The 17,721-nt window shown below is 72.4% G+C and carries 17 protein-coding genes and 2 pseudogenes; 9 read left to right on the top strand and 10 right to left on the bottom strand.

Annotated features, from left to right (window positions below):
• The first annotated feature begins 389 nt into the window (after positions 1-389).
• The 4 genes and pseudogenes from MCM47_RS07275 to MCM47_RS07260 all read left to right on the top strand — a co-directional run.
• Positions 390-1,064, top strand: coding sequence for a DUF1963 domain-containing protein (locus MCM47_RS07275; protein ID WP_374209083.1), 675 nt, complete (start codon positions 390-392; stop codon positions 1,062-1,064).
• A 168-nt stretch (positions 1,065-1,232) separates the two neighbouring features.
• Positions 1,233-1,426, top strand: a pseudogene (locus MCM47_RS07270) (LexA family protein); the annotation flags it as partial.
• Between the two features lie 730 nt (positions 1,427-2,156).
• The gene (locus tag MCM47_RS07265) at positions 2,157-2,753 is read left to right on the top strand and encodes a hypothetical protein (protein WP_238859620.1); all 597 of its coding nucleotides are present in this window, start codon (positions 2,157-2,159) and stop codon (positions 2,751-2,753) included.
• 89 nt (positions 2,754-2,842) lie between these two features.
• Positions 2,843-3,090, top strand: a pseudogene (locus MCM47_RS07260) (transposase); the annotation flags it as partial.
• An 80-nt stretch (positions 3,091-3,170) separates the two neighbouring features.
• Here the strand turns inward: MCM47_RS07260 and MCM47_RS07255 are convergent.
• The gene (locus MCM47_RS07255; protein WP_238859619.1) at positions 3,171-5,261 is read right to left on the bottom strand and encodes an AAA family ATPase; all 2,091 of its coding nucleotides are present in this window, start codon (positions 5,259-5,261) and stop codon (positions 3,171-3,173) included.
• A gap of 410 nt (positions 5,262-5,671) precedes the next feature.
• Between MCM47_RS07255 and MCM47_RS07250 the strand changes: the two genes are divergently transcribed.
• A complete protein-coding gene (locus MCM47_RS07250; RefSeq protein ID WP_238859618.1) occupies positions 5,672-6,115 on the top strand; it encodes a hypothetical protein in 444 nt (147 codons plus the stop codon).
• Positions 6,116-6,275: 160 nt separating this feature from the next.
• Here MCM47_RS07250 and MCM47_RS07245 read toward each other — a convergent pair whose 3' ends face one another.
• Positions 6,276-6,602 (bottom strand): carboxymuconolactone decarboxylase, encoded by a 327-nt coding sequence (locus tag MCM47_RS07245; protein ID WP_238859617.1) that lies wholly within the window; start codon positions 6,600-6,602, stop codon positions 6,276-6,278.
• A gap of 498 nt (positions 6,603-7,100) precedes the next feature.
• Here MCM47_RS07245 and MCM47_RS07240 point away from each other — a divergent pair, with 498 nt between their 5' ends.
• Together MCM47_RS07240 and MCM47_RS07235 are read left to right on the top strand one after the other, a co-directional pair.
• On the top strand, positions 7,101-7,520 hold the full coding sequence (locus tag MCM47_RS07240; RefSeq protein ID WP_238860047.1) for a hypothetical protein: 420 nt from the start codon (positions 7,101-7,103) through the stop codon (positions 7,518-7,520).
• A gap of 275 nt (positions 7,521-7,795) precedes the next feature.
• Positions 7,796-8,320 carry a histidine phosphatase family protein gene (locus MCM47_RS07235; protein ID WP_238860046.1) on the top strand — a complete coding sequence of 175 codons (525 nt, stop codon included), beginning with the start codon at positions 7,796-7,798 and terminating at the stop codon, positions 8,318-8,320.
• A 104-nt stretch (positions 8,321-8,424) separates the two neighbouring features.
• On the opposite strand, the gene MCM47_RS07230 is transcribed toward MCM47_RS07235, so the two are convergent.
• Genes MCM47_RS07230 through MCM47_RS07220 form a run of 3 tightly spaced genes read right to left on the bottom strand, consistent with a single transcriptional unit; the run spans position 8,425 to position 10,801 of the window.
• Complete coding sequence (locus tag MCM47_RS07230; RefSeq protein ID WP_238859616.1) at positions 8,425-8,973, bottom strand: hypothetical protein; 549 nt, start codon at positions 8,971-8,973, stop codon at positions 8,425-8,427.
• Positions 8,970-10,472, bottom strand: coding sequence for an alpha/beta hydrolase (locus MCM47_RS43185; RefSeq protein WP_238859615.1), 1,503 nt, complete (start codon positions 10,470-10,472; stop codon positions 8,970-8,972). Before MCM47_RS43185 ends, MCM47_RS07230 begins: the two co-directional genes overlap by 4 nt.
• The gene (locus MCM47_RS07220) at positions 10,469-10,801 is read right to left on the bottom strand and encodes a type VII secretion target (protein WP_238859613.1); all 333 of its coding nucleotides are present in this window, start codon (positions 10,799-10,801) and stop codon (positions 10,469-10,471) included. Before MCM47_RS07220 ends, MCM47_RS43185 begins: the two co-directional genes overlap by 4 nt.
• A 354-nt stretch (positions 10,802-11,155) precedes the next feature.
• On the opposite strand from MCM47_RS07220, the gene MCM47_RS07215 reads away from it, so the two are divergent.
• Positions 11,156-12,436 (top strand): amidohydrolase family protein, encoded by a 1,281-nt coding sequence (locus MCM47_RS07215; RefSeq protein ID WP_238859611.1) that lies wholly within the window; start codon positions 11,156-11,158, stop codon positions 12,434-12,436.
• A gap of 82 nt (positions 12,437-12,518) precedes the next feature.
• Here the strand turns inward: MCM47_RS07215 and MCM47_RS07210 are convergent, their stop codons facing one another.
• From MCM47_RS07210 to MCM47_RS07195, 4 genes are all read right to left on the bottom strand, one after another.
• Positions 12,519-13,625 (bottom strand): mechanosensitive ion channel family protein, encoded by a 1,107-nt coding sequence (locus MCM47_RS07210; protein ID WP_238859608.1) that lies wholly within the window; start codon positions 13,623-13,625, stop codon positions 12,519-12,521.
• Positions 13,626-14,020: 395 nt separating this feature from the next.
• Complete coding sequence (locus MCM47_RS07205) at positions 14,021-14,983, bottom strand: SDR family oxidoreductase (protein ID WP_238859606.1); 963 nt, start codon at positions 14,981-14,983, stop codon at positions 14,021-14,023.
• Between the two features lie 281 nt (positions 14,984-15,264).
• Positions 15,265-15,618 carry a hypothetical protein gene (locus MCM47_RS07200; protein WP_238859604.1) on the bottom strand — a complete coding sequence of 118 codons (354 nt, stop codon included), beginning with the start codon at positions 15,616-15,618 and terminating at the stop codon, positions 15,265-15,267.
• 274 nt (positions 15,619-15,892) lie between these two features.
• Positions 15,893-16,246: a hypothetical protein gene (locus MCM47_RS07195; protein WP_238859601.1), complete on the bottom strand. Its 354-nt coding sequence runs from the start codon at positions 16,244-16,246 to the stop codon at positions 15,893-15,895.
• A 167-nt stretch (positions 16,247-16,413) separates the two neighbouring features.
• On the opposite strand from MCM47_RS07195, the gene MCM47_RS07190 reads away from it, so the two are divergent.
• Positions 16,414-16,764 (top strand): helix-turn-helix domain-containing protein, encoded by a 351-nt coding sequence (locus tag MCM47_RS07190; RefSeq protein WP_238859599.1) that lies wholly within the window; start codon positions 16,414-16,416, stop codon positions 16,762-16,764.
• 170 nt (positions 16,765-16,934) lie between these two features.
• On the opposite strand, the gene MCM47_RS07185 is transcribed toward MCM47_RS07190, so the two are convergent.
• On the bottom strand, positions 16,935-17,687 hold the full coding sequence (locus MCM47_RS07185; RefSeq protein WP_238859597.1) for a hypothetical protein: 753 nt from the start codon (positions 17,685-17,687) through the stop codon (positions 16,935-16,937).
• Between the last annotated feature and the right edge of the window lie 34 nt (positions 17,688-17,721).

Raw genomic sequence — 17,721 nt, 5'->3', positions numbered from 1 at the left:
CACTGGCGGAACTGGCGACTACCGTCGGAGTGACCTTGGGAGACGGCGAACCGTCTCCGCAGCCCCCCAAAGCCCCCACCAGCAGAACCGTGGCCCCGACCCCTGACACAGTCCTCACAACGCGCACACCCACCCCAGCCTTCATGATCACATAGTAGAGGTCGGGCGCTCATCTCGGTCCCGATCACCGCGAAGAGGCCGAGGACCCAAAGACTGCTGGCCGCGCCGTTCCTCCTCGGCTCAGCCGGCCCGTGAAGCGGTGAAAGCACGGCACCCAGACAGAGAGCTCGGTCGGCGGGCCGCTGCTGTGGCCCGCAGATGAGCCGTGGCCGCTCTGCCCGAGCACCAGCCACCCGGGGGAGTGGGGCCAACCCGCCACGGAGGGGCCGGTGCCGATGGTGTCCGTCGTCCAGATCCACCGACGGGACGTGCCCCAACGCGACTTCCCCGCCGGGACCGACCTGCTCCAGGTGCTCTGGTGCCCGTTCATCGTCCACCTCTGCCCGGAGCCGACGCCCCGGGTGGTCTGGCGCAGCTCCGACTCGGTGGCCCCGGTCCTCGACACCGCGCCGTCGACCGTCAGCACGGCGCCCAAGGACAGCATCCCGGCCCCGTGCGTCCTGCACCCCGAGCCGGGGGTCGACTACCCGAGCTGGGACATGCTGGAGGAACTGGGCGAGGAGCTGTGGTTCCGGATGGAGGAACTGAAGGCCCGCACCGGCCTGCGGTACAGCTACCACCTGGCCGAGGCCCCGGGGATCAAGCTCGGCGGATACCCGAGCTGGACCCAGGAACCCTGCTGGCCGGACTGCCCGACCTGCGGACAGACGATAGACCACCTCCTGACGGTGAGCAGTTGGGAGTACGACGGCCTGTCGTACCGCACCTGGCTCCCGCTGGAGGACCGCGACGGCGAGACCGGCGAGGAGCGCCGGGACGCCACCGGGGGCCGTGGGGCGCACAGTCCCGCTCAGGTGATGTTCGGGGACGCGGGCGGCGTCTACATCTTCGAGTGCAGGTCGTGCCCGGACCGTCCAGTGGACCACCACTGGGACTGCTCGTGAGCACGCGGTGATCCGCGGAGTGCCTCACGCTTCGAAGGAGTTACCGGTCCCGCCGCCGCCTCCGATCGGGCACGGCAGCAGCCACAAGCGGGCGGTCTCTGCTCCTATCGAGCGTGTCCGGCCATCCAGTTCGGCGGACGGTAGTGCGAGATCCCGCGAACCCGCTGACTTCAAGTGGGCGGTGACTCGATGATCGAGGCGGCCATCTGCGACGGTGACTGGGTCACCGTCCGACGCCCACCGGGCGCCGCAAACGGTGACATCGTCGCCGCCACGGTCGACGGCGAGGCACCGTCAAGCGCCTCAAATGGGAGAACGGCGAGGTCTGGGTGAGACCGCCCATCCTCGGCGAGGTCATCGCCCGTCATGCGCCGTCTCTGACCCCCGCCACCAGTCCAACAGCTCGCCGCCGGTTGGCGCCGGGTCGCGGCGAGGGGTTTCGGCCACTGCCTCGGTGATCGCGATCGTGCACTCCCGGATCTGGACGAGATGGCAGCGTTGAGACCCTCTGTGCCCTACGGTGAATGCGACGCTGGGCGCAACCGAGGGGGTGGTGGCGGTGTGGGCGGTTCTCATTGCTGGCTTGGCCTCGACGGTTGGTGCTGTCGCTGCCAGTTACCTGGGTGTATGGCTTCATCGCCTTGTCCATCGGTGGCGCTCGCCTAGATCTGCCTTGCGGCGTCCGGTCGCCGTGGGAGGTCTTGTCACGGGCGTGGCTGTTGGGGGCTCAGCCGCCTCTCGGCTGGTTCTTCTGGGGCGCGACGTGACTGTGCATACCGATCCCGTCAGCGACGTGAGGGCCAGTGGTGACGGCGCGGTGGCAGCAAGCGGTGACGTCCACCAGGTCGCCGCGGCCCCGGGTAGCAGTTCCGTTGTCCCACGCGGCAACGAGGACGTGCTCACCTCCCCCGGGGCGGTGGAGGGCCCAGCGAGGCCCGACCCGCGGCCGCCTGGCAGCGAAAGACAGCGGCGGCTTGCCGCGCTGGAAGGTTCTGGGGACGTGGGTGCCGAGGCCGCCAGGGACCTCACCGAGGCGTTGAAGAAGGTTATGGCGCAGCTGGAGTCGGGGCAGTCCGGCGAGGAGGGGGCTCCATGACGGCTTCGGATGAGGGCGAAATCTCCATTCGAGACTACCTTGCAGCCTTGAAGGACTTCCCACCGGAACGGTACGACCTCGCAATCAAGCTCATTGAGGCGACCGTTCAGCGGGCACATGAGCGCCACCAGGAGAAGATGGCGATCGAGGCTCGCGAGCGCCGGCATGCAGCCCAGTTGGAGGCTGAGGAGCGGCGGCGGATTGCGGAGCGCGAGGCCGAGGAGCGATTGCTCGTTGCACGGCTCGCCGCGGAGGAGCGTCTGCGGGATTCCGAGGCGCGCGCTGCCACGGTGAGGTACAGCGCCGAGGATCGCGCCAGGGTAGTCGAAGAGCTGCGGGACCAACGGGCCCATCGGCTGTTCTCGCAGGGGCTCTGGGCCGGCTTCGTGCTGTGTGTGCTGACGTTGGGGTCGTCTGTGTACGTCGGGGTGCATGGTCAGGAGGCGCTCGCTGGGGTGTTCGCCGGCCCCACCCTGTTGGGCATGGGCACGCTGTTCGTGTTGCGTCAGCAAGCGCGGCCGAAAGCGCCGCGGCCCCGGCTTCCGCGGGGGAGCGCAGGGCCGGTACAGGAGCCTCCTCCTACCGGGCAGTAAAGGGGGGCAGGCCGGGAACACCAGGACGAGACGCCGTGGCAGAGCCTCGTCGCCCGCTTGGTGGTGGTGGCGGCGGAGGAGGCGAGGGACTGGGCCGCTCGCGGGGCGGGTTCACCACCAAGGTCCACCTGAGCGCGGACGCCGCTGCCGCCCGCTGTCCCTGGTCATCACCGGGGGGGCAGCGGGCGGACTGCACGCAGTTCGAGCCCGTGCTGGAGAAGATCCGTGTCTCGCGGACGGGTCCGGGCAGGCCCCGCAAGAGGCCCGACAGCCTGGCGCCGACAAGGGTTACAGCGACGGTCCGTGCCGCGACTACCTGCGCAGGCGCGGCATCCGGCACACCGATAGGTCCTCCTCGGAACCGTCACCGCAGCCGCCCTCGTCATCTGGCTCCGTACGTGATCGCCCGGACGGAACCTAGGTGCCGGCCGGGGTGAGGGTGATCGTGCACAGGCGCTTGGTGGCGCGGGTGAGGGCGACGTAGAGGTCGCGTTCGCCGGCGGGGCGGGCGGCGGCGATCCCGTCCGGGTCGACCACGACGGCCTCGTCGAACTCCAGGCCGCGCGCCTCGGAGGCCGGTACCAGCCGGGCGTACCGTTCGACCCCCGCGGCCGCCAGCTCCTCCGTCCTCCCGTCCGCGCAGATCACCCCGAACAGCTCCCCCGGGTACGCGGCGGCCTGCGCCCGCAGCTCCCGGAGGAGATCGGTGCCGAGCCGCTCCGGTGCCGTGGCGACCGCCCGGGGCGCGTCACCGTGTCGGATCGAGCGGACCGGCGGCTGGCCCGGTGCGATCCGGCTCAGCAGCTCCCCGGTGGTGGCCAGGATCTCCTGCGTGGCCCGGTAGCTGACGGTCAGCGTCCGCAGGTCGAAGCGCCGGCCGACGTGCCCCTCGAGCGCCTCGTTCCAGTCCCGCGCGACCGTGGCCGGCCCCGCCTGCGCGAAGTCGCCGACCAGCGTCATCGACCTGCCCGGACACCGGCGCACGATCATCCGCCACTGCATGGCGGTCAGCTCCTGCGCCTCGTCCACGACGACGTGTCCGAAGACCTGCTCGGGCGGGCCGTCGACCAGGCTCGCCGCCTCGTCGAGGAGCGGCACGTCCACGTCGGCCCACGGCGCGCCGCGCGGACGCAGCAGCAGGGCCCGCTCGTCGTCGGAGAGCTTCGGCAGGTACGCGGCCAGCGCATCGGCGTCGGACAGCAGGGCACTGACGACGTCTCCGGGCACGAGCCGCGGCCAGTGGTCCTCGACGGCGCGGTCGACGTACGCGTCGTCGAGGAGGGCGGCGCGGACGGAGTCGGCGTCGAACTCCTCGGCGCCGGTGGCGGGCGCGTCGTCGATGCCGAGGTTGTGCAGGTCCCGTGCGGCCAACCGGTCGAGGTCGACCCCGGTGAGTTGCGCGACCTCGGCGTCGATGCGCTCCAGCGTCTCGGCCATGCCGCGCGCCAGCGTGTCCGTCAGGGCGTCGACCAGCGACTCCAGGAACAGCCGGCGCGCCGGGTTGTGCGCGAGACCGCTCGCCTGCGCCGCCTTCCGCGCCTCGGCGACCTCCCACTCCTCCAGACGGACCAGCTCCTGCCCGACCCGGACCGTGAACTCCCCGCCCGGGGCCTGCTGCGAACGGACCACCTCGGCCAGTGCGCCCGCCAGGAGCGCCCCGCCCTTGAGGCGGGCGGCGTCGAACCCGTCCCCGGCGCCCGGCACGACACCGGCCAGCTCCTCGCACGTCGCCAGGACGACGTCGTTCTCCCCGAGCGAGGGCAGCACCTGGGAGATGTAGTCGAGGAACCGCGCGTTCGGCCCCAGCACCAGCACGCCGCGGTCGGCCGCCTTCGGGAAGGCGTACAGCACGTACGCGGCACGGTGCAGCGCCACCACCGTCTTTCCGGTGCCCGGGCCGCCCTGCACCACCGTCACCCCGCGGTGCGGCGAACGGACGATCGCGTCCTGCTCGGCCTGGAGCGTCGCGACCGCCGTCCCCATCCGCCCCGTTCGCCGCGCCTGGAGGGCCGCCGCGAGCGGGCCGTCACCGACGACGTCGCCGGCGGTGGGAGCGGAGCCGTCCAGCAGTTCGTCGCTCACCCCCACCACCGTGCGGCCCGTCATGCTCAGGTGACGGCGGCGGCGCAGCCCCATCGGATGAGCCGGCGTCGCCTCGTAGAAGGGCCGGGCCGCCTCCGCCCGCCAGTCCACCAGCACCGGCAGTTCGTCCTCGTCCCGCTGCAGGCCCAGCCGCCCGATCCGCAGCTCCGTCCCATCCGCCAGGTCGATCCGGCCGAAGACCAGCCCGCCCTCGGCTCCCTCCAGCCGGCGCACCTCCCCCGCCAGCCGCCCCGCGGCCAGTTCCCGCTCGTACACCTCGCCCGCGCTGCCCGCCGACGACGCGAGCACCCGCCCCAGCTGCGCCCGCGCCCCGGCGAGCCGCTCGTCGAAGAGCTCGCCGATGACGGACACCTGCGCCCGCTCCAGTTCCACCTGCTGTGCAGCGTTGTCACTGATCTGCGACAAGGAAAAGCCCCCTTCTCGGTTCGCCCCGACACTATGCAGAGCGATTCCGCGAAAGTAAATATTGACTTTCCCCGGCCGAATGTGTCCCTCGCCCCGACGGAGGAGATTCGAATGACCACAGATCACATCCGGACTCATTTCGCAGCGAATTCTTCGACGAGTCCGCCCCGACCGTGCAGCCACCATCCGCAGATCGCACCGCAGCCGGCTACGGCCCGATGGCGCCCGGGAGCCGGGCCTTCCTGACGCCACCTCATCACGGTGGAGGCACGCCAGGGTGCGATGATCACGAGCCCGTGGGAGGGCAGCGGTGGGGGCCGGGCGGCGGCCGGTACTCCAGCCGTAGACCGCGAGCGTGATGAGGGCCGCCGCCCGGTGGTGGAAGGCCGGCTTGTTCCGGAGCGGGGCTGGTGGCAGTGTCCGTGCCGATGCTCGTCGGGGCAGCCGTAACGCGTTCGGAGGGGTGCACAGTGGTGGGGTCGGTTCCGGGGCCGACGGCGGCAACGCCGGGTGATGTGGTGCGAGCGCGGGCCGAGACTGCGATGAGCCTTCCGGCTCCGCTGGTGGCGCTGTGGAGCGTGCGGGACGGCCTGCTCACCGGGTCGGGCGTAGCGGTGTACCCGGCAGGGTGCATCGGCGAACGCAACGCCACCTACGAAGTGGCGCAGTACGCACCGGGTTTCCTCCTCATCGGCGACGACAGTGGTGGCCGCGGATTCCTCCTGCGTGCCGACGATCCGGACTCCGCCGTGTTCTCCTCCGATCTGGGCGATCTGGATCCTGCGGACTTCGATGTGGTGTCCGCGGACTTCGCGTCCTGGATCGAATCGCTTGGTCCTGACGCGGTCCGGTGACAAGGGCACCCTCGGGTTCGGGTGGGGTACGGGGCGTGGACCGCGAGTCGGCGTCCGCGCCTGCCCGCGGGCAGGGTCGACGCCGTGGCCCGCGGCCACCGCGAGTCCGGCGCCACCCGGGACTCACGCGCCCGGGTGGCGCCGGACCGGTGGCGGCTTCCTACATCCCGTTCTCGACGTCGGCCTCGGCCACGGCGATGGCGACACCGAGTGCCTCGGTGATGTGGGTCGCGGCCGACATCACCCGGGCGGTGCCGACGATCGGCGCGATCGCGACCAGCACGTCCTGCAGCTGGCGCGCGGTCATGTGCTCCCTCATCGCCGGTTCGACGTGCGCCAGGTAGGACACGGCCGGGGCGTCCATCGCCGCCAGCGCGGCGATCCGGGTGAGGATCAGCATGTCGGGGGCCATGCCGCACCGCTCGATCGAATCGGCGGTCATGGCCATCAGGGTGTCGAGGACGGGGGTTTCGGAGGGAATGGGCATGTCCGGTCATCTCCAGGTGTCGTCATGCGCGTGGTGCCTCGCACGAGGCGGGGAGTCCGTGCCTCGTACGAGGCCGGAGCGCACGCCTCGTGCGAGGCCGGGGACGTCCGTGCGGGGCGCCGTGTCCGACCGTAGGCAACGGCCGCAGGGGCCGCACGGACAGTGAGCCGCCCGGGTGGACGTCCGGCGGACGGCCCGGTGGAGGCCTTGGCGGAGGCCCTGGCGGATGCCCTGGCGGAGGCCCTGGCGGATGCCCTGGCGGATGCCCTGGTGGAGGGCCTGGTGGATGCCCTGGTGGAGGGCCTGGTGGATGCCCTGGTGGAGGGCCTGGTGGAGGGCCTGGTGGAGGGCCTGGTGAACCGATCCCCGCAGAGCCGACGCGCCGGGGCGTGCGAACTCCGAGTAGCAGCCGTATCGCGGTCGTGGCACTTTGGTGGAGGAGGCCTCCGACCGGGTGGCCCGGAAACGGGCGACGCATCTCTCCGAGGGAGCCAGAGCATGGCCAGCAACGTCAGCAGTGGATCGGCGGGCGTCAGCCGGAAGCCGTTCGCGACCGGATGGACCGCATTCGCGGCCTGCCTGATGATCTTCGGCGGGGCGATGGCCGTCCTCCAGGGGATCGGCGCCATCGTCAACGACGACCGTTATGTCATCACCGGCAACTACGTCTACAAGTTCGACGTCACCGGCTGGGGCTGGCTGCACCTGATCCTGGGCCTCATCATCGTGGTGGCGGGCTTCATGCTCTTCACCGGGGCGATGTGGGCACGGATCCTCGGTGTCATCGCCGCAGGCCTGAACATGATCGCCAACTTCCTGTGGCTGCCCTACTACCCGTTCTGGTCCATCATCATGATCGCGATCGATGTCTTCGTGATCTGGGCCCTGACCGCGGGCACGCACCGAGAACGGGTCTGACTCCGACCCGAGTCCGGTCCGGGTCCGGTCAAGAGGGCCGGACCCGGACCGGATCGCAGCCCGGCCGGACTTCCCGACCGGCCGGGCGCGACGGCGTCCACGCGGTGCGCGCCCTGCCCGACTGCGGTCGGCGCGGCGTGCCCCCTCGACCGCCTGAGCCTCGTCCTGATGACGAACACACCCCGAGCTGGCGCACCCGGCGATCGCAGTGGCCTACTGGTGGAGGGGCATCGCCGGAACGGCGCGGGCACGTATCTGACGACGGGGGTACGGGTATGGGGCGGCTGATCGTGGTGCGGCACGCGAAGTCCGCGTGGCCCGACGTCCCCGATGTGGAGCGACCCCTGGCGGCCCGCGGCCTCCGGGACGCACCGGCGGCGGGGCGCTGGCTGCTCGACCACGAGCTGGTGCCGGACCGGGCGATCTGCTCGCCCGCCCGACGGGCCGCCGCCACCTGGGAGCTGGCCTCCTCCCAGTGGCCGCAGGTGCCGCCGGTCGTCCACGACCCCCGGGTGTACGAGGCCGACGCGGACGGCCTGGTCGACGTGCTGCGCGAGGTGGCACCCACGGTGGGGACGGTCCTGCTGGTCGGTCACCAGCCCGTCCTGGCGGAGCTGGTGCTGGCACTGGCCGACCGCGACCCCGCGGCCCCCGGCGCCGCGGCCCGTGACGCGGACCTGGACCGGATCCGGGAGAAGTTCCCCACCAGCGCCGTCGCAGTGCTCGCGACGGCAGCGCCCTGGCCGCGGCTGCGCCCGGGGACCGCCGGGCTGATCCACTTCGCCGTGCCGCGGGGGTAGCCCCTCCCGGCCCTCGGACGCAGCACCCGGTCCGCGGTCACTCGCGGTGAGCCGGGACCGTGGACCGGGGACCGTGGACCGGGTGCCGGGCCGATCACTGCGCCTCAGACGCCGTCGCGGACCGACCAGAACGGGCAGAACACAGAGGGCACCGGCGCCAGGTCCGCGTGGCCGCCCGGGTACCGGGCGATGCCCGGAGTGCCCGGCGGGTGGCTGATCCGCTCGGCCGGGGCGACCGGGGGCGAGGTGGCCGTCACATAGGCGTTGCCCGCGCTGCCGAAGTCCAGCGCCAGGCGGTAGCCGTCCGCGGCGGTGGCGTAGAGCCCGGGCATCTCGTGGTCCGCGTTGACCGAGCTGATGGTGTATCCGCTGCGCCGCCAGTGCCGCTCCACCACGCCGAGCAGGGCGCCGCGCCGAGCCGGCGAGATCACCGTCAGGATGTTGCGGTTGCGGCTGACGTACCACCGGGCGGGGCCGTCCGGCGTCCCGCGGCCGGGCATCACCTCGCCGGCGGTCGGGACGCCGTGCTGCCAGGTCACCGCGGGCCGGACCGCGTCCAGAGTGTGCTGGAGCAGGGCTTCGCAGCGGTTCGCGGCACCCGCCTGGTCCTCGACCGCGTGGTTCTCCCGGGCCACCGCCCGACCCCCGTTCACCTCGGCGCCATCGGCTTGTTGCGGTCGGCGTGACCGGTGACCACGTTGGCGGTGGCCTTGAGGGTGGCGGGGTCGCCGAGGTCGGCGTCGGCGGCGGTTCGCAGCGCGACGTTCTTCACGTCCATGTCCTCCGACCAGCCGCTGTCACCGGTCACCACGGTGTTGCCCGACCAGCCGGTGCCCTGGGTCGCGCCCATCAGCGTGCCGTTGTGGTCGCCGGTGCCGATCGCCGTGAGGTTGGGCTGCCCGCCGTCGTGGGTGACCTTCAGGCCGGTCTGGAACTGGCCGAACGGCTGGCTGCCGTCGTCGCCCCCGCCGGAGCCGCCGGTCATCGAGATCGAGGTGCCGGCCACCCGGGGCGGCGCGTCGTAGTTCAACCAGACGACGGTGGCGGTGGAGGCCTTGGGATCGGCCTGGTGGGCGGCCACCGCGAGTTGGCGCCCGTAGCCGAGGTCGCCGTTGACGAAGGTCTCGTCCAGTCCGCCCTTGGACGGGACGTAGCTGGCGATGTTCGTCGCCTGGTCGGGGTCCCCGTAGGACACGATCGGGCCTCTTCCCCCTACCCCGAGCAGCATCATCGGCGGGTTGGTCGGCGTGTCGAGCTGCTTCTGCAGGGCGTTCAGCCCGTCCAGCTTGGTCTGCGTCACCCCGGGGTCGGGGTGCCCGCCGGCCAGCTGGGCGGCCATCTGGTCACGCAGTTGCGGGAGGTAGAGCCGGTTCGCGGCGTCGCGGTCCCGTGCCGGGATGCCGTCGGTGTTGCCGATCACGCCCGGGAAGTCCTCGAGCAGCTGCCGGCGGGTGCTCTCGGGCAGCGAGTTCCACCAGTCCGCGGAGGCCTTCGGATCCCTGTTCTCCTGGATGCCGGCCGGGATGACGCTGTTCCCCTGGCTGTGGAGGAGGTCGTCGGACGCGGTCCGGTCGTCGACCGTGTCCTTCTGGCCCACGTCGGCGAGGTGGTCGATGCTGCTCGCCCAGCGCTCGTCGAAGTTCTGGATCCGCTCGTCGAACTCCTTGATCCGCTGCTCGACCTCCGGGCGCTTGGCCTTCAGCGCGCTCAGCTGCCGCTGGAACTCCGGGTCGTTGCCCACCATGCCCGGGGAGCCGCTCGCCTCGTCCTCCATCGTGATGCGGACCTGGGGCAACCGACCGTTCGACTCGAACAGCCAGAAGCCCTGGGCCTCGCAGTCGCGCTTCAGCGTGGTCTGCTCGGCCTTCAGGAGCAGGAGTTCGTCGGCGGCATCGCGGAACCGCAGCCGAATGCTTTCGAGCTCCTGCTGACAGTTCTTCAACTGACCTTCCAGCAGACCGAGTTGCGTCTCCGCCGCGCTGGCCGCGTCGCCGGTCCAGCCGGAGTCGAGCACCCGCTGGTGGGTCTTGACCCGCCAATCGGCGGCGTGATGGGTCAGCTTCTGCGCGACGGACTCCCACCGGTCGGCCGCGGCGTGCAGGTGGCCGACGTCGGCGGAGAGCAGCTTGTTCCAGTACACGTCCTCGCTCACTGCCCACCCCCGGGCGTGCCGTCGAGCCGGAGGACGCCGGTCTGCTCGGCCTTGCGGTAGTTCTCGGCGGTGGTGATCAGGTTGCCCGCCGCGCCCTCGAGCTGGCCGGCCAGCTTGGTCAGGTGGGTGTGCCAGACGTCCCAGCAACGGTCGGCGGCGGTGCCGACCTTCCAGCCGTACAACCCGTTGCTCGGCGCATCCGCGCTCTTCGGATCCGAGTAGTGCTCCTGCGTATAGGCCGGGAGCTCCCCGCGCAGCTGCCCGGCGACCTCCTTGCCCGCCTTGCCGGCACCGTCCAGCTCGTCCGGTCTGACCGTGTAACCCGCCACGACTGTCCCCCCGTTCCTGCCTGCGTTCGCCCGTCCGCGCCCCGCCCGGTGGCAGCACCGCCGGCCCCCTGGCCGCCCGGCGCCACACTCGGCCCGGTCCCGGCGGATCAGCGTAGTGGATCAACCGACGGGCTACGGCACCCGGCTCGGCCGCGGGCCGGCCGCGGCGGATTCCCGGGCCCTGCCTACGGGCGCCCGCCTCCGCCGGCGTGATCCGTGCAGTGGCCGCGTTCACGGCAGCCGATTCGGACGGCAACGCGTAGCAGCTCCACGCGCTCCTCCACTGGGGTGCGGCCCCCGGCGACCTCCGTGTGCCCCCTGGCCGGGGCCGCTCGGCCGATCGAGGATGGCGGCATGGATGTCGACCACTCCGGGGCCGGGCTGCTGGTGACCAACGTGCGCGTCTTCGACGGGATCAGCGACGAGGCCGTGCCGGGACACGTCCGTGTCGAGCGGGACAGGATCGCGGAGGTGGTGCTGGACGCCCCGCGCCCGCGCATCGCCCCGGGGGCGACGGTGCTCGACGGCGGGGGCCGCACGCTCATCCCGGGGCTCACCGACGCGCACGTCCACCTGTTCGCGATCGGCGGCACCATGGCGGACCTCCGGCTCGCGCCGACCGGCACCGTCTACTACCAGGCTCTGGCCTCGGCCTGTGACATGCTGATGCGCGGCTTCACCACGGTCCGGGACATGGCCGGTGACACCGAGCCGTTGCGACGCGTCCTCGACCGAGGGCTGTTCCCGGGCCCGCGGATCTACCCGAGCCAGGCCGCAGTCTCCCAGACCTCCGGGCACGGCGACTTCGGGGCCGTCCACGACACCCCGACCGCGTTCGGCGGTCGGCAGGCCCGCACCGAGGAGATCGGCTTCACCCGGGTGGCCGACGGGCCGGAACGGGTGCTCGCCGCAGTGCGCGAGCAGTTGAGGAAGGGTGCGGCGCAGGTCAAGGTGATGGCCGGCGGCGGCGTCGTCTCGGAGTTCGACCCGCTGGACGTTCTGCAGTTCACCGCCGCGGAGTTGGAGGCCGCCGTGGCCGCAGCCGCCGACTGGGGCACGTACGTGACCGCGCACGTCTACACCTCCGAGGGTGTACGCCGCGCCGTGGACGCCGGGGTGCGCTGCATCGAGCACGGGCACCTCATGGACGAGGACACCGTCCGCCACCTCGCCGAGAGGGGCGTGTGGCTGAGCACCCAGCCGTTCGAGGTCGACGACCACCACTACGCCTCCCCGGACAGCGCCCACAAGAACCGGGAGGTGTGCGAGGGCGTCGCCCGCACCTTCGGCTGGGCACTGCGGCACGGTGTCCGGCTCGCCTTCGGCACCGACCTGGTGTTCGACCCTGCGCAGGCCGACCGGCAGATCCGGATGCTCGTCCGGCTCGGCAAGTACCTGAGCCCGGTGGAGACGCTGAAGTTGGCCACCTCGGGCAATGCGGAGCTCTTCCGCATGTCCGGGCGCCGCGATCCCTACCGCGCGGCGCCGCTCGGCGTCGTCACGCCGGGAGCATGGGCCGATCTCCTGGTCGTCGACGGCGACCCGACCACCGACCTGTCCGTCCTCGCCGACCCCGAACGCAGCCTGCGCCTCATCGTCAAGGGCGGCGTCGTCCACAAGAACGATCTCGACTGACCGGCCGGCCGGATCCGGGCGCAGGCCCTGCAACCCGCCTCGCAGAGCGGTCCGGACCGGACCGCCCAGGGCCCCGCGGCGGCTACCGCCGGTCCGCCGCCGCTTCGGAGGACGCGTCCCACCGGTGCGGCAGCGGGGGTCGGGAGGACGGTGCGTCGGCGCCGTCCTGCTGGAACGTGACCGTGCGCGTGGGCGCGGGGATCGAGATCCCCTCCGTCCGGTACCGCTGGTGCAGGCGCTTGATGAACTCGTGCTTGATCCGGTACTGGTCGCTGAACTCGCCGACCCCCAGGACCACCGTGAAGTTGATCCTGGAGTCCGCGAAGGTGTGGAAGCGGACGGCGGCCTCGTGGTCGGGCACCCCGCCGCTGATGTCGGCCATCACGCTGTCGACGACGTCGAGGGTGACCTTCTCCACGTGCTCCAGGTCGCTGTCGTAACCGACCCCGACCTGGACCAGGATCGACAGCTTCTGCTCCGGCTGGGAGTAGTTCGTCATGTTCGTCCGCGCCAGGCGGCCATTGGGAATGATCACCAGGTTGTTCGACAGGTTGCGCACCACGCTGTTGCGCCAGTTGATGTCGACGACGTACCCCTCCTCCCCGCTGGTGAGCCGGATGTAGTCGCCCGGCTGCACCGTCTTCGAGGCGAGGATGTGCACACCTGCGAAGAGGTTGGCGAGGGTGTCCTGCAACGCCAGCGCGACCGCGAGACCGCCCACGCCGAGGGCGGTGACCAGCGGGGCGATGGACACCCCGAGGGTCTCCAGCGCCACCAGGACGCCCATCGCCAGCACCACGACCCGGGTGATGTTGACGAAGATGGTCGCCGACGCCGCGACGCCCGTCCGGGAGGCGGCCACCGACTGCACCAGCCCGGACACCACCCGGGCCGCGCTGAGCGTCGCGATGACGATGAGCACCGCCGTGAGCGACTGGTCGACCAGTCCCCCCGTCCGTGCGGTGAGCGGCAGGGCCGAAGCGGCCACCGCGGCCCCGGCGATCACGGCCGCCCAGGGGACGATGGTGCGCAGCGCGTCGACGATGATGTCGTCGCCGCTCCACTTCGTCCTGCTCGCGTGCTTGCCCAGCCACTTCATCAGAGCCCGCAGCACCAGACCGGCCACGCAGCCGGAGGCCAGCGCGATGCCGGCCACCACCCAGTCGTGCAGGACCAGATCCCGGGTCACCGTCCCGCCCCCGCGACGTGGAGGGAGGAGGAACGGGCCGGCGCCGGCCGCCGTATGTGCTGTGTGGTCACCTTGTCGCCTGTCAGGTCGTGTTCGTGCGCAACCCGTCGGAGCGAACGTACGCACTCCGAACGGACTGCCATCCTGCCCCATGACCTGGCATCAGCCACAGGCGGACCCCTGCCTTCCGGTGCCTTCGGGTGCCTTCGGGCGCTCAGACGGACCGCGGGACCCGCGGGCTCCCTCGGGGGCGGAAGATGGCCTTCGCATGGACCGGCGGGCCGGGGCACCGGCCGACGGCTACGGCGAGGACCGACGGGCCGGGGCGCCGGCCGACGGCTACGAGCCGGCGACCGGCCGGGCGGCGCGGGTCTCCACAGGACTCGGCATGTCCCTCAGGACGCCGTGGGCTCGTTGTGCGCCCGGCCGGCGCGGCGCCCGAGGACGGTGAGCCGGTGGACCGGGCCGCCCCGCCGGTGCCGGGCCGCCGCCCGGACACCGGGCACGCCGTGCTCGGGAGCGCTGCCGGCCGACGGCAGGAGCCGCGCCGTCAGGCCGAGCAGCCGGTCGGTGGTGGCCGGCGCGATCCCGTGGGCGAGCACGGCGGCCTTGGCGAGCGGGGTGAGCACCAGTTCGCGGCGGCCGGCCTCGATCGCCCGGACGATCCGGCGGGCCGCCCGCCCGGCGTCCATCGACACCAGCGGCAGCGACGCGGCGGTGGCGAACCACGCGTACTCGCTGCCGGCCCGCCCGGCGAACTCCGCGGCCGTGTGCGAGCCGGTGCGCATCAGCCCCGGCAGCACGGTCGTGACCCGGATCCCGTACTGCGCCAGCTCCGCGCCGAGCCCCTCGGAGAGCCCGGTCAACGCGAACTTGGCCGCCACGTACGGCAGCAGGTGCGGCGCCGGGATCCGGCCGCCGATGGAGGCGATCATGACGATCGAGCCCGCGCCGCGGGCCCGCATCGAGGGCAGCACCGCCTGGACCAGGCGCAGCGGCGCCATGGTCATCAGCTCGTGCGCCCGCCGGAAGTCCTGCTCCTGCATGGCCGAGACCGGTCCGACCTGGATCAGGCCGGCGTTGTTGACCAGGAGGTCCACCTCGGCGCCGAAGCGGTCCCGGACGGCGGCGAGCAGGCGGCTCGGCGCCTGCGGGTCGGCCAGGTCGCAGGCCGTCGCGGCGACGTCGCCGGGCCGGCCGCGCAGGTTGCGGAGGGCCCGCTCCAGCGCCAGCTCGTCCCGGCCGCAGAGCATCACCCGGCAACCGCGGTTCGCGAGTTCGCCGGCGATCAACAGGCCAAGCCCCCGGGACGACCCGGTCACCAGGGCGGTACGTCCGGCCAGAACACTCTCGTTCATCGGATGAGACCTCCTCGACCGGGGACCCGACCCGGGATGGGGTTCGATGCCGAACCCGGCGTGTGCCCCCTCCGCCCCGCTCCATGCACGGTCCGGTACGGCGCGGTCGCACGGGTGTACCGGTGTACCGGTGTCTCGTGACACACCGGGGGTGCGGAGAAGCAGGCCGGTCCGCCGGCCCGGGGGTCCGGTAGGCGTGGCCGGGGGTCGGAGGTGCGCGGGGGCAGCCGGGGCCGCAGCCACCGGCAGCAGCCGTGCCACCGTTCTGACCACGCCGTCGGTCAGTCCGGCCTGGCGGGCGGCCCGCTGCTGGTGCCGTCGGCCTCGCGGTAGCACCGGGTCGAACAGAACTCGTCGCGGCGCCGGACACCGGCACGCGTGAAGCGGCGACCGCAACGCACGCACTGCCGCGCCGGCGGCTCCGTCGCCGGCGGCTCCGTCGTCGTCGGCCCGGTCGTCGGCGGGTGTTCGGGCGCCAGGCCCAGCGCCGCCAGAAGCAGCCGACAGTCCTCCCTGTTCAGCGCGTGGGTGGCCGTCACCCTGGCCGCCCGGCGCCGCGTCGCCTCCGGCACACCCGCACTCGTCGGCGCGACGACCTCGCCGGTCGTCCCGGGGTCCCAGTTCGGTCGTGTCACCGCCAAGCTCCCTCCGTGCACGAATGAACTGGTCAGAGTACTGCGCCAGAGCGCCGGCCGGGAAGGGTGAGGGCGGCACGGCACCCGCCGCGAACGGCGCCGGCCCGGCGGGCGGCGGGGCGCCGGGGCCGGGCTCTACCCGATGACGCCTCCCGCACTCGCACGGGCGGCGTGCGAGCAGGCGAGAAGCGCTGGTGGAGGCGGCGCTCAGGGCCTAGAGCGCGACCGGTTCGCCGGCGAGGAGCACGTCCCGGTGCAGGAACGGCCCGGCGCGTCACCCGTCCGCACGGTCTTCGACCTCACCCAGGGAAATGCCGCCGATCTCGACGAGAGGAGCGCGCTGCGCAGGCACCCGGGCCCCGCCCTCCGGTACAGGGGTGTCGTGCTCGGCCCACGCGGACGCGATCCGCTCCAGGCCCTCCCACAAGTCCAGGGCCCGCTCGCGCAGACCTGCCGCGGTGCAACTGCCGGCCTCGACCGCGCTGAGGTAGGCGTCGATGCCGGTCACCGCGTGGCGCACCTGTCGGCGCAGCGGCTCCACCCGGCCGGAGTTCTCACCGTGCCCCCGGGGGGCGCCGATGCGCTCGGACAGCAGGGACGTGAGCCGTTGCAGTCCTTCCCTGCTCATCGGGTCCACGCACACCATCTCCAGAGGGGGTCCGCCTTCCGACCCGCCGGGGAGGCGGGTCGGGAGCTGTTGCTCCACTGTTCGCCCGTTCACCCAGCATGTCAACCAATGCACGAATTCGCTGTCGTGTTTCGGCAACCGTGACACCCGGGCCCTATCGTGGGGGCATGGACAGCGGTACGACCACCGAGCGGCAGTGGACCTTCCTGACCAACCACGCCCGCGTCCTGGTCCAGATCGCCCGCGACCCCGGCGTCCGCGTACGCGACATCGCCACCCGCTGCCTGCTCACCGAACGCGCCGTCCAGCGCATCATCACCGACCTCGAACACGCCGGATACCTCAGCCACGAACGCCGCGGCCGCACCAACCACTACAGCGTCACCGTCGCCAAACAGCTGCGTCACCCCGCCGATGCCGGCCCCACCGTCGCCGAGCTGCTCGCCGCCCTCCTGCGCCTGCCCGCCGACGGCCGTCGGGACCCGACACCCGTCGCCCGGGATTCCTCCGGACAGTGACCGCAGCCACCAGCCGTGACGACGGTTCGTGGGACGGCCGCGGGCGAGGCGAAAGTCGCGTGACGGGTGAACACCGGGACGGCGACCTGTCGCGGTGACCCGGTCACGGTCAGGCGGTGACAACCCCGGCCATCGTGCGAGGCCCTCGGCCGAGGGCGAGCCCGGACCGTTCAGCCGCGGCGCCCCGCGTCCTGCTCCGCGGCCCAGGCCCGCAGCCGGGACACGGCCTCTTCCGGCGACAGCGGGCCGCCTTCGAGATGAAGATCCTGCAGGTGGCGAGTGGCCGCACCGATCAGGGGCCCCGGAGGAAGGCCGAGCAGGCCCATGATCGCCTTGCCGTCCAGGGCCACGGGGACGTCGGGGAGCCTCCTGTTCCTCTCCGACTCCGCGGCGGCACGCGCCATCCTCTCCTGCTCCGCCAGGTGCTCCTCGTGCCACTCGTCGTAGGTCGCCGCCCAGCCGGCGGTCCGACCGGCCGACTGCCAGCCTGCCGTGTCCTGCTCCCAGCCGAGCCCCACCTCCAGGAACAGGTCGGGGTGGTCCGCCTCGTCGGCACTCCTCGGAACGACATCGAGCAGGGCGAGCGCGGCGTTGATCGGCCAGTCCTTCCGCGGCCCGGTGAAGTCCCGGGTACGGGCCGCACCCCACACCTTCGTGCCGGTTCGCCACACGGCGGCGGCCTGGAGCCCGTCCCCTCCGTGGAAGTCCGCCTCCACGTGGGCGATCGTCCCGCCCCGGGACCAGTGGCCCAGGGTCTGCTCGACGGCCCGAGCCGAACCGAACCGTTCCTCGAGGAGCACGCCGGTGACGGGCACCAGGCCCATGCGTTGCCGGAGCGGGGCGACGGTCGCCTCCCGAATCCCGGCAGTCAGGCTCCTGAGCAGGGCGAAGCCCCCGATGACGGCGTTGAGCTCGTACGGCATCCCCGCAGGGTAGCGGCTCGGCCGCCCCACGAGG

Source organism: Kitasatospora sp. A2-31, assembly GCF_022288725.1.
Lineage (GTDB): Bacteria > Actinomycetota > Actinomycetes > Streptomycetales > Streptomycetaceae > Kitasatospora.
Note: the sequence above shows the minus strand (reverse complement) of the source record. Positions and strands in the feature narration are given on the sequence as shown.